Source organism: Streptomyces beijiangensis (genome assembly GCF_017315755.1).
Taxonomy (GTDB): Bacteria; Actinomycetota; Actinomycetes; order Streptomycetales; family Streptomycetaceae; genus Streptomyces; species Streptomyces beijiangensis.
In genome coordinates this window covers 17,997-30,007 of the sequence record NZ_JAFLRJ010000039.1, presented here as the reverse complement: position 1 = coordinate 30,007, position 12,011 = coordinate 17,997, and the positions used below count along the sequence as shown (strand labels likewise).

Below are 12,011 nucleotides of genomic sequence, written 5' to 3'. Positions count from 1 at the left end.
CGCGGAGCTGCAGCAGGCCTTCGACGACTTCCAGGCGGGCCGCCTGGGCGTCATCCCGACGGAGCGAGTGCCGCACACCTGAGATGGACAAGCGACCGAGGGTCGCGCAGAGGCCGCCCCGGTGACACCTCGTCGCCGGGGCGGCCTCCTTTTTCGGGGGCTCCGCCCCCGGACCCCCGGTCCTCAATCGCCGGACGGGTTTGAAGGGCCGGACGGGCTTGAAAGACGTCCTCAAGCGCCAGACGGGCTTGAAGGGCCGGACGGGCTTGATTTGCCCGGACTGGGCGCGAAAAGTGCAGGTGGGAGCAGCGCGGACAGGAACAGCCGCGACAGCGGTATAGGCGGGGTCGGCCGGTGAGGGGCCGGGTGCCTCTGACCGTGCGGGGTGTGTACGCCGCCGCCGGTCTGCTCACTGTTCTCGGGCTCGGGTGGACCCTCTGGCACGGGGTGGTCGCGCCCGGTGCCGCCCTCGCCTTCGGGGTGCTCATCGCGGTCGGGGAGCTCGCACGGCGCGGGGAGATCGACCGCGAGCCCGCACCGCTCGGTGCTGCGGGGGCCCTCGCCTACGCGCTGCTCGGCCAGGACGGCGGGCGCCCCACCAGCCACGGCGCCATGCAGGTGGTCGCCGTCGTGGTGGCCGCCGCACTCGCCGGAGCCGTGCCGCACGTGGCCCTCGGGCGGGGTCCCGGCCTCGACCACATGGCCAGGCGGGTGCTGACCGTCGGCTTCGCCGCGGTCTGCTTCCAGCCGCTCTACAACTCGGGACGGCTGGGGCAGTGGGTGGGCGACGGGCCCTACTACGCCCTCGTACTGCTGCTCCTGCTCGCCCTCACCGCCCTCTGCGACGCCGTTCTCGCCGCCGCGATGGCCCGGGCCCGCACCCGATACCGGTACGGGCCGATCCTCCGCGACGAGCTGCGCGGGCTGATCGGGATCGGTTCCGCGGTCTGTGCCACGGGGGCCGTCATGGCGCTGGGGGTGGCCGTCGCGGGGCTGTGGGCGCTTCCTGTGGTCTCCGTACCGCTGCTGCTCACCCAGCTCTCCCTGCGCCGTTACGCGGTCGTACGGACGACGTACGCCCAGACCATCACCTCGCTCGCCCGCGCCACCGAGATCGCGGGATACACCCCACCGGGGCATGCCCGCAGGGTCGCCGCCCTCAGCCGGGCCGTCGGGCGCGAGCTGGGGCTCTCGGAGCCGGAGCTGACCGTTCTGGAGTACGCGGCTCTGATGCACGACATCGGGCAGCTGTCCCTGCTCGATCCGGTGCCCGACGGGGCCACGGAGCCGCTGCCCGCCGCCGAACAGCGCAGGATCGCGCTGCTGGGCGGGGCCGTGGTGCGCCAGACCGGGGTGGACGCGGAGGTCGCTGTCGTCGTGGAGCGGCAGGCCGATCCGTACCGGGAGCAGCCGCTGTCCGCCCGGATCGTGCGGGCGGTCAACGCGTACGAGGACCTGGTGGGGGGCAGCGGAGGTATGGGCAGTCCCCTCTCCGCGCTGGAGCGGCTGCGGCTCGGGACCGGCCACGACTACCACCCGGCGGTCGTGGAATCCCTGGCCCATGTCCTGTCCAGGGGCGGAGTCACACCCGTCCCGCCTGGGTAACCACTGGGTAATGAGCGGGCATCCGGCCGGGCATGGTTGGATGCGAAGAGAGGGTGTCCGGGGGCTGTGACAGCAGCCTGGAAACGACCTGGAAGCGACCGGCAGGCGGGAATCGTGAGGATCTTCGGGAAGGTACGGCATCGGCCCTCCGCCTCGTGGCGGCAGGCCACCGACCGCGCGTTCACGCTGATCGGAGACGGTCGGTACGAGGACGCGGGAGCGCTCCTGACCCGGGCGGCGGACCTGGAGCCATGGCTGTCGGAGTCGTGGTTCAACCTGGCTCTGCTGCACAAGTTCCGGCACGACTGGGACCAGGCGCGGGCGGCCGGTCTGCGGGCCGTGGCGCTCCTCGACCGGGAGACCGGGGCCCCCGACTGGTGGAACGTCGGCATCGCGGCCACCGCGCTCCAGGACTGGCCCCTCGCCCGCAGGGCCTGGCAGGCGTACGGACTGAAGGTGCCTGGCGCCGCCGCCTCCAACGGGGAGCCCGTCGGCATGGACCTCGGCTCCGCCGCCGTACGGCTCTCCCCCGAGGGCGAGGCCGAGGTGGTCTGGGGCAGGCGGCTCGACCCCGCCCGTATCGAGATCCTCTCCATCCCGCTGCCGTCCTCCGGGCGCCGCTGGGGCGAGGTCGTGCTGCACGACGGCGTACCGCACGGGGAGCGGCTGACGTCCGCGGGACCCGCCTTCCCCGTCTTCGACGAGATCGAGCTCTGGGCGCCGTCCCCCGTCCCCACCTGGGTGGTCCTCCTGGAGGCCGCCACCGAGAGCGACCGCGACGCCCTGGAGCGGCTGGCGGCCGACGCCGGGTTCGCCGCCGAGGACTGGTCGTCCTCCGTACGGCTGCTCTGCCGCACCTGCTCGGAGTCGAAGATGCCCTCCGACGAGGGCGACGGCGCGCAGCACCTGGACCCGCACGACCACAGCGAGCCGGGACACCCCGGGCCTTACGGGCACCGTACGGCCGGTGAGCTGTGGTCCCCCGAGCGCGAATGCGGCATCGCGGCGCCCGCAGGACTCGTGCGCGGACTGCTCGACGGGTGGGTCGCGGACTCCCCGGACAGCCGTGAGTGGCGTGATCTGGAAGAAGTCTGCTGATTCCTGGCCTTAGGCTGTATGGGATCGAATCCGGGTTTTGAGGAAGGCTTACGGCGGACATGGCGCAGCAGGAGACGGACCAGCAGGCCGAGCAGCAGGTCAATGACGGTTTCGTCGTGGACACCGAGGACTGTGAGGAGCGCGAGGAGGCGCACCGCGCACGCGGCACCGCCCGCCCCATCACCGTCGTCGGCAACCCGGTCCTGCACAAGGAGTGCAAGGACGTCACGGAGTTCGGCCCGGAGCTGGCCCAGCTGATCGATGACATGTTCGCCAGCCAGAAGGCGGCCGAGGGCGTGGGCCTGGCCGCCAACCAGATCGGCGTCGACCTCAAGGTCTTCGTCTACGACTGCCCGGACGACGACGGCGCCCGCCACACCGGGGTCGTCTGCAACCCGGTCCTGGAGGAGCTCCCCGCCGACAGCCGCCGGCTCGACGACGGCAACGAGGGCTGCCTCTCCGTCCCGACCGCCTACGCCGAGCTGGCCCGCCCCGACTACGCGGTGGTCCACGGCCAGGACGCCGAGGGCAACCCGATCAAGGTCCGGGGCAGGGGATACTTCGCGCGCTGCCTGCAGCACGAGACGGACCACCTGCACGGCTACCTGTACATCGACCGGCTGTCGAAGCGCGACCGCAAGGACGCGCTCCGACAGATGGAAGAGGGCACGCCGCGCTACGAGACCGTCCCCAACGCCTGAGGGCCGAACGCCTGACCCGTCAGGGACTGCACGGCCGCGCCGTCCGTCTCCCGCTCGCCCACGGCGAGCTGGGAGATCGCGTTACGGATGACGACGCCGTGTCCGTGTCCGTTTCCGGCGGGCTCCAGCTGCCAGCGCTGGGTGCGGGCGGTCGCCGAACAGGTCCCCGCGGACAGCTCGGCGCCCACCTCCAGCGGGGCACCGAGGTAGCGCTTGCCGCGCGTGGCGTCCAGGCACTGGCCGCTCTCCGCCGACTTCAGGGTGTAGTAGCCGTCGGTGGTGGCCGTCGCGGTCCAGGCCGCGGTGGAGCCACGTACCAGCGCCACACCTGAACCGGCCGCCGGGGCAAGGGACTTGGCGCCCGGCGCGGTCAGCCTGTACGTGCCGTCCGCGACCGGGGTCCGGTCGGTGTTCGCCCAGTCCGGCGCGTGGCCCAGCGTGCGGGCGAGCGTCTCGAAGCCCGCGTACGTCGCCGCCGGCTTGGGGCCGCCCCAGGTCGCCTGGGCGAGGAAGCGCAGCGGCATGAACGTCTTCGCCTCGACCTCGTTCTCCGTCTCGGCTGCCGCGCTGTCCGGCCAGAGCGAGATTTTCGCGCCGGTCAGGTTGGCGGGCCGCCCGGTGAGCGTCTCGTCCTCGAAGCGCAGCGGGGTCCAGTCCGAGTCGTACAGCTTCTGCGTGTTCATCGTGAAGCCGCCGCGCACCAGATAGAGCGAGTACGCGGAGTTCATGACCGGCCGGCCCTCGGCGAGCAGCGCCGACGGCTTCTCGATGGAGCCGCCGCCCGTCCAGTGCTCGACGGTGATGTCGCGGTCGAGCGGGACGACGGTGTTCTTGCCCGCCAGGCCGTCGTTCCAGATGCGCAGCGTACGGCCGCCCGCCTTGACGTGGGTGTCGACCTGGTTGATGAAGTCGGCGAAGAGGTCGTCGGGGGACGCCTTGTCGCCGAATCGCTTCGTCGCTTCCGCCTGCAGCTGTGGGTAGTTGGGGTAGGCGGAGCCGATCATGTACTCGTCGGCGCCCATGTGCCACTGCTTGGCGCCCCAGGCCTTGACCGCCTCGTCGACGAGCGAGGTGTAGTACGCCAGCGCCTCGGGCTTGGAGATGTCGAGCCGGGGCGCGGAGGGCGTGCCGTCCTTGTCCTTGAGCTGGAGCTCGGGGTGGTTCTCCAGGTAAGGGTCCATATGGCCGGGGGAGTTGATCTCGGGGATCAGCTCGATGTGGTACTTGGCCGCGACGGCGGCCAGCTGCCGGGCCTCGGCCTTGGTGTAGTAGCCCCAGAACGCCGTCTTCGGGTCGACGTCGCTCTTCACCTTGCCCTCGATCCAGAGCTGGTTGAGCTTCTGCGAGGCCATGTCCTTCATCAGCCGCTCGAACCACGGCAGCGAGACATGGATGTAGCAGGCGCAGACCCCGACGCCGCGCTCACGGTAGGCGGGGACGTCGGTGGCCGAACCGCGGGCGGCGCGGCCGTCGTCGTTGAGGAGCTGCAGGACGGTGCGGGTTCCGTAGAAGACTCCGGTGGAGGTGGCCGCGGTGACGGTCAGGCGGTCGCCGACGGAGATGCGGTAGCCCTCTGCGCCCAACTCACCCTTGAGGGACGGGTCTTGGCGGAGTACGACGTCGCCGGCCCTGGCCCGCCCCCGGGTGACGGGGTGGTGGCCGGTCAGTTCCGTACCGCCGAAGCGCCGTGCGTCGCTCTCCGTGCGCCCGTCGCGGGCGTCCACGGCAATGCGCGCACGGTCGGTGAGCGTGAACTCGCCTGCTGTGCCGTGCCATTCGCGCAGCGCGGGCAGCACCTCGGGGGGTGGGCCCGCGTCCGCCGCCGATGCGCTCTGGCCGGGGAGCAGCGCGGCGCAGAGCGCCACCAGAGCCGCTGCGGCCGCGGCTCCTCGTCTTGCCTTCCGCATGAAGATCGCCCTTCCGTAGTCCTGGCCAACGACCCTGGTGGTGCCGCACCGGGAAGTCCATGGACGGTGCATGCGGATGGTTGGACGGAAGTGCGGTCACGCGTCGGGCGTCCCGCGTCACGCGGCCGGGGCGGCGACCCGGAAGGTGCGGCGGTAGGCGTTGGGCGTCGTGCCGAGGGTGCGCAGGAAGTGGTGGCGGAGACCGGCCGCCGTACCGAAGCCCGAGCGGCCCGCGACGGCGTCCACCGTCTCGTCCGACCCCTCCAGCAACTCCTGTGCGTACAGCACGCGTTGGCGCAGCAGCCAGCGGTAGGGCGTGGTCCCCGTCTCCTGCTGGAAGCGGCGGGCGAAGGTGCGCGGGGACATGTGCGCGCGGGCCGCGAGCTCCTCCACGGTCATCTCCTCCTCCAGATGGCGCGCCATCCACGCGAGCACCTCGCCCACCGTGTCGCACCGGGCCATGGCGGCCAGCGGGCGCTCGATGAACTGGGCCTGGCCGCCGTCGCGGTGCGGCGGGACCACCATGCGGCGGGCGATGGCGTTGGCGACCTGGGGGCCGTGCTCCTGCCGTACGAGATGGAGGCAGGCGTCGATCCCTGCCGCGGTGCCCGCCGAGGTGATGACCGGGCCGTCCTGTACGTACAGCACATCGGGCTGGACGATCGCGCGCGGGTACTGGACGGCCAGCTCGTCGGCGTGGCGCCAGTGCATGGTGCAGCGGCGCCCGTCGAGGAGGCCGGCCGCGCCGAGGACAAAAACGCCGGAGCAGACGCTGAGGACGAGGGCCCCGCGGTCGACGGCACGGCGCAGCGCGGCCAGGAGCTCGGGCGGGAAGGTGCGGGTCGCGAAGTCGTCGCCCGCGGGCACGGCGATGAGGTCGGCCTCCTCCAGCCGGTCGAGACCGTGCGACGTGGTGAGGGTGAAGCCGGCGTGGGTGCTGAGGACAGGGGTGTCGGCGGAGACCACGGCGAAGTCGTAGACGGGCAGGTCCTCGTCGCTGCGGTCGAGGCCGAACACCTCGCAGACGACGCCGAGTTCGAAGGGGTGGACGTGGTCGAGCAGCACGACAGCGACGTTCTTCAGCATGGATCCAGTGTGGCAGCAATTCGAGGTTGCATGACGGTCCTGCCACTCATTTTCCGGGCCGCCGAGCGGGAAAGTAGACGCATGGACACCTTCCTGAACTACCTGACCGTCATCGCCGTCTTCGTCCTCATCGCCCTGCCGTCGCTCGTCGGGGTCGCCCACGACCGGCGCATCGACCGGCAGATCGCACGGGCCGCCGCTCAGCGTCACGCATCGCGCGCCGAGAAGCGGTACGAGCTCTCCGCCTGATCCTGTGGCCGGGCCGCATGAGCCGAATCCGCTGAACGAGGGGGCGGGGCCGCAGCGGTCCCGCCCCAGGTGTGTTCAGGACTCCGGGTAGGAGCCCGTCGCGCCGTCGATCAGTTCGCGCACGATGTCCATGTGGCCCGCGTGCCGGGCCGTTTCCTCGATCATGTGGACCAGGACCCAGCGCATCGACACCGTCTCGCCGTCCCAGGACTTGCCGAGACCGTCCAGGCCGACCTCGTTGATCGCCAGGTCCGCGGCGGTACGGGCCCGGCCGTAGAGCGCCACGATGGCCGCGGTCGTGTCGTCGGGGCCGATCTCCAGGTCCTGTTCGGGATCGAAGCCGAGCGGATCGTGCTCCCGCCCGAACGTCTCGCAGAACCAGCCGTACTCCACGGCCGCCAAGTGCTTGACCAGACTGAGGAGATTCGTGCCCGACGGGGTCAGCGGGCGTCGTACCTGCTCGTCGTCCAGGCCCTCCAGCTTCCAGAGCACCGCGTCGCGGTGGCGGTTGATGCTGACGAGGAGAGTGTCCTTCTCGGGGCCCGCCAGGGGCGGGATGCGTATCACCATGCCGGGACCGTAGCAGCGAGGAACGGGAGCAGTGCCGCGTTGAACCGCTCGGGCTGTTCCACGCCCGGGAGGTGTCCGGCGCCGTCGATGACGGCCAGGGTCGCGTGCGGGATCAGGCGCCGGATGGACTCGGCGTCGGGGACCGGGGTGTAGACGTCGTCCGCGCCCACCAGGATGAGGGTGGGTGCCGTGACGGCGGCGAGCGTTTCGCGGTAGTCGGGGCGTTCCGCCCGGCCGCGCAGGGCCGCTGCCGCGCCCTCGGGGTCGGTCGTGCGCATCATCGTCAGGACATGGTCGGCCGCGTCGGGGAGGGCCGTGACGTTGTAGGCGGCCAGCATCTTGTCGATCACCTCGGCCGCGTATCCCGCCATCCCCTCGGAGAGGAGCCGGTCCGCGAGGGAGTTACGGAACGCTTTGCCCTCCTCGGACTCGGCGACCGGGGAGGTGTCGGCCAGGATCAGGGCCAGCACCCGGTGTGCGTAACGGCGTTGGAACTCCATCGCGATCTGGCCGCCCATGGAGACCCCGCCGATCACCGCGCGCTCCAGGCCCAGGTGGTCGAGGAGGGCTGCGAGGTCTTCTGCGAAGCCGGAGAGGAGCACCTTGCCGGGGGTGACCGTGGAGTCGCCGTATCCGCGCAGGTCCGGGGTGATGGCGCGGTGTCCGGCCGCCGCAAGGGCTTTCGCCTGCGGGGCCCAGAGTGTGTGGTTGAAGGGGTGCCCGTGGACGAGGACTACGGGGAGGCCGGATTCGGGGCCGAGGTCGTCGTAGTGGAGCGTGGCGCCGGAGGTGGAGAAGTGCTTCATGCGGCGCACTGTAAAGGGCGGCGGGCCGGCAGGGCGCGGGGATTTCCGCGCTCTGCCGACCCGTTGCCGCGTCCTGGAAGTCGTCCTGGAAGTCGTCCAGGGAGTCGTCCAGGGAGTCGTCCTAGAAGTCGTCGTCGAAGGAGACCGAGCCCTCGACCGCGACCTGGTACGCCGACGGGCGGCGCTCGAAGAAGTTGGTCAGCTCCTGCACACCCTGCAACTCCATGAAGGAGAAAGGGTTCTCCGAGCCGTACACCGGCGCGAAGCCCAGGCGCGTCAGGCGCTGGTCGGCGACGCACTGGAGGTACTCGCGCATGGACTCGGTGTTCATGCCGGGCAGGCCTTCACCGCACAGGTCGCGGCCGAACTGGAGCTCCGCCTCGACCGCCTCCTTGATCATGTCCGTGACCTGCTGCTGGAGCGCGTCGTCGAAGAGATCCGGCTCCTCCTTGCGGACGGTGTCCACGACCTCGAACGCGAAGTTCATGTGCATCGTCTCGTCGCGGAACACCCAGTTGGTGCCGGTCGCCAGGCCGTGGAGCAGGCCGCGGGAACGGAACCAGTAGACGTAGGCGAAGGCACCGTAGAAGAACAGGCCCTCGATGCACGCCGCGAAGCAGATCAGGTTGAGGAGGAAGCGGCGGCGGTCCGACCGTGATTCGAGGCGGTCGATCTTCTCGACAGAGTCCATCCACTTGAAGCAGAACTGGGCCTTCTCCTTGATGGAGGGGATCTCCTCCACCGCGTCGAAGGCGGCCGCCCGGTCCTCCGGATTGGGGAGGTAGGTGTCCAGGAGCGTCAAGTAGAACTGGACATGCACCGCTTCCTCGAAGAGCTGGCGCGAGAGGTACAGGCGCGCCTCGGGGGAGTTGATGTGCTTGTACAGCGTCAGGACCAGGTTGTTCGAGACGATCGAGTCGCCCGTCGCGAAGAACGCGACCAGCCGGCCGATCATGTGCTGCTCACCCGCCGACAGCTTGGCGAGGTCGGAGACGTCCGAGTGGAGATCGACCTCCTCGACCGTCCAGGTGTTCTTGATCGCGTCCCGGTAGCGCTCGTAGAAGTCCGGGTAGCGCATGGGGCGAAGGGTCAGCTCGAAGCCCGGGTCGAGGAGGTTCTTCTGGGAGTTGTCGGTGCTCATTACTGGCAGGCCTCGCAGGACTCGGGGTTTTCGAGGGAGCAGGCGAGCGCCTCGGCGTCGGTGACCGGTGTCGCCTGCTGTACGGGGATGGGCGTCGACTTCGCGGCCGCGCGGGCGATCTTCGTGGCCGGGCGGGAGCGCAGGTAGTACGTCGTCTTCAGGCCCTGCTTCCAGGCGTACGCGTACATCGAGGAGAGCTTCCCGATGGTGGGCGTCTCCAGGAAGAGGTTCAGCGACTGCGACTGGTCGAGGTACGGGGTGCGGGCCGCCGCCATGTCGATCAGGCCGCGCTGCGGGATCTCCCACGCCGTGCGGTACAGGGCGCGGACGTCCGCCGGGATCCAGCTGAAGTCCGAGACCGAGCCGCTCGCCTCGCGCAGCGCCTCGCGGGACTGGGCGTCCCAGACGCCGAGCCGCTTCAGGTCCTGCACCAAGTAGGCGTTGACCTGCAGGAATTCACCCGACAGCGTCTCGCGCTTGAAGAGGTTGGAGACCTGGGGCTCGATGCACTCGTACACGCCGGCGATCGAGGCGATCGTCGCGGTGGGGGCGATCGCCAGGAGCAGCGAGTTGCGCATTCCGGTCGCCGCGATCCGGGTACGGAGTGCGTCCCAGCGCTCCGGCCAGGTCGGCGTGACGCCGTAGTGGTCCGGGTGCAGGACGCCGCGGGCCGCGCGGGTCTTCTCCCAGGCGGGGAGGGGGCCGTTGCGCTCGGCGAGGTCCGCGGACGCCTCGTACGCCGCGAGCATGATCCGCTCGGAGATACGGGTGGACAGCGCCTTCGCCTCGGGGGAGTCGAAGGGCACCCGCAGCTGGAAGAAGACGTCCTGCAGGCCCATCGCGCCGAGGCCCACCGGGCGCCACTTGGCGTTGGAGCGGCCGGCCTGGTCGGTCGGGTAGAAGTTGATGTCGACCACACGGTCGAGGAAGGTGACCGCGGTGCGGACCGTCTCGTCCAGGCGCTCCCAGTCGATCCCGCCGTCGACGACGAAGGCGCCGAGGTTGACCGAGCCCAGGTTGCAGACGGCCGTCTCGCTGTCGTCCGTCACCTCCAGGATCTCGGTGCAGAGGTTCGAGGAGTGCACGACCGTGCCGGGCTCGGCGGTCTGGTTGGCCGTACGGTTCGACGCGTCCTTGAAGGTCATCCAGCCCTGGCCTGTCTGGGCGAGGGTGCGCATCATGCGGCCGTACAACTCGCGGGCCGGGATGGTCTTCAGGGCCAGACCGTCCGCCTCCGCCTTGCGGTACGCGGCGTCGAAGTCGTCGCCCCACAGGTCCACCAGCTCGGGGACGTCGGCGGGGGAGAAGAGCGACCACTGGCCGTCGGTGTCCACGCGGCGCATGAACTCGTCGGGGATCCAGTGCGCCAGGTTGAGGTTGTGCGTACGGCGCGCGTCCTCACCCGTGTTGTCGCGCAGCTCCAGGAACTCCTCGATGTCCGAGTGCCAGGTCTCCAGGTAGACCGCGGCCGCGCCCTTGCGCCGGCCGCCCTGGTTCACCGCGGCGACCGAGGCGTCGAGGGTCTTGAGGAACGGGACGATGCCGTTGGAGTGGCCGTTCGTCCCGCGGATGAGCGAACCGCGCGAACGGATGCGGCTGTACGAGAGGCCGATGCCGCCCGCGTGCTTCGAGAGGCGGGCGACCTCGTGGTAGCGGCCGTAGATGGAGTCCAGCTCGTCCAGGGGGGAGTCCAGGAGGTAGCAGGAGGACATCTGGGGGTGGCGGGTGCCGGAGTTGAACAGGGTGGGGGAGGAGGGGAGGTAGTCGAGGCGGCTCATCAGGCCGTACAGGGCCGCGACTTCGTCGACCGCCTGGGCGCTCTCGTTCTCGGCGAGGCCGGAGGCGACCCGGAGCATGAAGTGCTGGGGCGTCTCGATGACCTTGCGGGTGATGGGGTGGCGGAGCAGGTAGCGGCTGTAGAGGGTACGCAGGCCGAAGTAGCCGAAGCGGTCGTCGGCGGCCGTGTCGACGAGGGAGTCGAGACGGGCGGTGTGCGTCGTGACGAAGGCGTTCGTACGGTCCGCGATCAGGCCCTCGCGGTGGCCGACCGCGACGGAGGAGGAGAAGGAGCCGACCCCCTGGGTCGCCGCCTCCTCCGCGATGGAGATCGTGAGCAGACGGGCGGCGAGCCGCGAGTACGCGGGGTCCTCGGAGATCAGCCCCGCGGCGGCCTCGGTTGCCAGCTCCCGGAGTTCGGCGGTGTCCGAGCCCGCGTTACGGCCGCGGAGCGCGGCGGCTGCGACCTTGCCCGGGTCGGTGTCGGGGAGGTCGGCGGTGAGGTCGGTCAGGGTCCGCAGCAGTACGGTCCCTGGTCCGCTCCGCTCCGCTCCGCCTCCGCTCTCTGAAGAGCCCTTGGATGCGGAGCCGGCGTCCTGCTCGGTGCTGATGGCAGCAGGTGCAGTGGGCGCAATGGTCACGGTGCGCTCTCTCTCGCTCGGCTGGGGACCGGCGGGGGCACACGGGTGACGTACGAGGGCGCGTCGGGGCAGCACTCCGTACAGCATCCGCAGGCCCTACCGCGAGGCCCGGACGTGTTGCGTCCGCTTCGGGCGAAGCGGGCGCGCTGCCGACAGGTCTTCGGACTTAATACACCGTTGCGGGACAGTTCCGGACTCGCACCGGATTCCCCTGCAGCGACAGCGAGCACGAGCATACATGTGGGGGGCGCTCGATGTGGCACCCCCCACATGTTGTGTCGGGTCGCGTCTGAGCTATGGGCTGTGCGCCGGTAAATCGGTCCGGGGCGGGCCCGCAGCCCCTCCCCGGGGGCGGGCATATCAAGCCCGTCCGGCGATTGAGGACACGCGGCCGGAGGCCGCGTACGGGAGGTGCGGGGGCGCAGCCGCCG

Annotated in this window: 10 protein-coding genes and 1 riboswitch; of the genes, 4 read left to right on the top strand and 6 right to left on the bottom strand. The window is 70.6% G+C overall.

Annotated features, from left to right (window positions below; genetic code table 11):
• The first annotated feature begins 366 nt into the window (after positions 1-366).
• The 3 genes from J0695_RS05485 to def all read left to right on the top strand — a co-directional run bounded on the left by J0695_RS05485 (position 367) and on the right by def (position 3,404).
• Positions 367-1,605 (top strand): HD-GYP domain-containing protein, encoded by a 1,239-nt coding sequence (locus J0695_RS05485; RefSeq protein ID WP_307798438.1) that lies wholly within the window; start codon positions 367-369, stop codon positions 1,603-1,605.
• Between the two features lie 114 nt (positions 1,606-1,719).
• Positions 1,720-2,703 (top strand): tetratricopeptide repeat protein, encoded by a 984-nt coding sequence (locus J0695_RS05480; protein ID WP_206960686.1) that lies wholly within the window; start codon positions 1,720-1,722, stop codon positions 2,701-2,703.
• Positions 2,704-2,762: 59 nt separating this feature from the next.
• On the top strand, positions 2,763-3,404 hold the full coding sequence (gene def / locus J0695_RS05475; protein WP_206960685.1) for a peptide deformylase: 642 nt from the start codon (positions 2,763-2,765) through the stop codon (positions 3,402-3,404).
• On the opposite strand, the gene J0695_RS05470 is transcribed toward def, so the two are convergent.
• Together J0695_RS05470 and J0695_RS05465 are read right to left on the bottom strand one after the other, a co-directional pair.
• Entirely contained in the window at positions 3,380-5,311 is a 1,932-nt protein-coding gene (locus J0695_RS05470) for a glycoside hydrolase family 20 protein (protein WP_206960684.1), read from the bottom strand. The two genes, def and J0695_RS05470, sit on opposite strands and share 25 nt — an antisense overlap.
• A gap of 117 nt (positions 5,312-5,428) precedes the next feature.
• Entirely contained in the window at positions 5,429-6,397 is a 969-nt protein-coding gene (locus J0695_RS05465; protein ID WP_206960683.1) for a GlxA family transcriptional regulator, read from the bottom strand.
• A gap of 81 nt (positions 6,398-6,478) precedes the next feature.
• Between J0695_RS05465 and J0695_RS05460 the strand changes: the two genes are divergently transcribed.
• Entirely contained in the window at positions 6,479-6,646 is a 168-nt protein-coding gene (locus J0695_RS05460; RefSeq protein ID WP_206960682.1) for a hypothetical protein, read from the top strand.
• Positions 6,647-6,721: 75 nt separating this feature from the next.
• Here J0695_RS05460 and J0695_RS05455 read toward each other — a convergent pair whose 3' ends face one another.
• The 4 genes from J0695_RS05455 to J0695_RS05440 all read right to left on the bottom strand — a co-directional run bounded on the left by J0695_RS05455 (position 6,722) and on the right by J0695_RS05440 (position 11,580).
• Positions 6,722-7,216, bottom strand: a complete 495-nt coding sequence (locus J0695_RS05455) for a DinB family protein (protein ID WP_206960681.1) — start codon at positions 7,214-7,216, stop codon at positions 6,722-6,724.
• Positions 7,210-8,022: an alpha/beta fold hydrolase gene (locus J0695_RS05450; protein WP_206960680.1), complete on the bottom strand. Its 813-nt coding sequence runs from the start codon at positions 8,020-8,022 to the stop codon at positions 7,210-7,212. Before J0695_RS05450 ends, J0695_RS05455 begins: the two co-directional genes overlap by 7 nt.
• Positions 8,023-8,143: 121 nt before the next feature.
• Positions 8,144-9,163 carry a ribonucleotide-diphosphate reductase subunit beta gene (locus tag J0695_RS05445; RefSeq protein WP_206960679.1) on the bottom strand — a complete coding sequence of 340 codons (1,020 nt, stop codon included), beginning with the start codon at positions 9,161-9,163 and terminating at the stop codon, positions 8,144-8,146.
• On the bottom strand, positions 9,163-11,580 hold the full coding sequence (locus J0695_RS05440) for a ribonucleoside-diphosphate reductase subunit alpha (RefSeq protein WP_206960678.1): 2,418 nt from the start codon (positions 11,578-11,580) through the stop codon (positions 9,163-9,165). Before J0695_RS05440 ends, J0695_RS05445 begins: the two co-directional genes overlap by 1 nt.
• A 134-nt stretch (positions 11,581-11,714) precedes the next feature.
• Positions 11,715-11,816: riboswitch (cobalamin riboswitch) on the bottom strand.
• Positions 11,817-12,011 lie beyond the last annotated feature (195 nt).

Coding starts and splice junctions, on each gene's coding strand:
- J0695_RS05445 (WP_206960679.1), bottom strand. CDS start 9,163: ATGAGCACCGACAACTCCCAGAAGAACCTCCTCGACCCGGGCTTCGAG.
- J0695_RS05455 (WP_206960681.1), bottom strand. CDS start 7,216: ATGGTGATACGCATCCCGCCCCTGGCGGGCCCCGAGAAGGACACTCTC.
- J0695_RS05460 (WP_206960682.1), top strand. CDS start 6,479: ATGGACACCTTCCTGAACTACCTGACCGTCATCGCCGTCTTCGTCCTC.
- J0695_RS05450 (WP_206960680.1), bottom strand. CDS start 8,022: ATGAAGCACTTCTCCACCTCCGGCGCCACGCTCCACTACGACGACCTC.
- J0695_RS05465 (WP_206960683.1), bottom strand. CDS start 6,397: ATGCTGAAGAACGTCGCTGTCGTGCTGCTCGACCACGTCCACCCCTTC.
- J0695_RS05470 (WP_206960684.1), bottom strand. CDS start 5,311: ATGCGGAAGGCAAGACGAGGAGCCGCGGCCGCAGCGGCTCTGGTGGCG.
- def (WP_206960685.1), top strand. CDS start 2,763: ATGGCGCAGCAGGAGACGGACCAGCAGGCCGAGCAGCAGGTCAATGAC.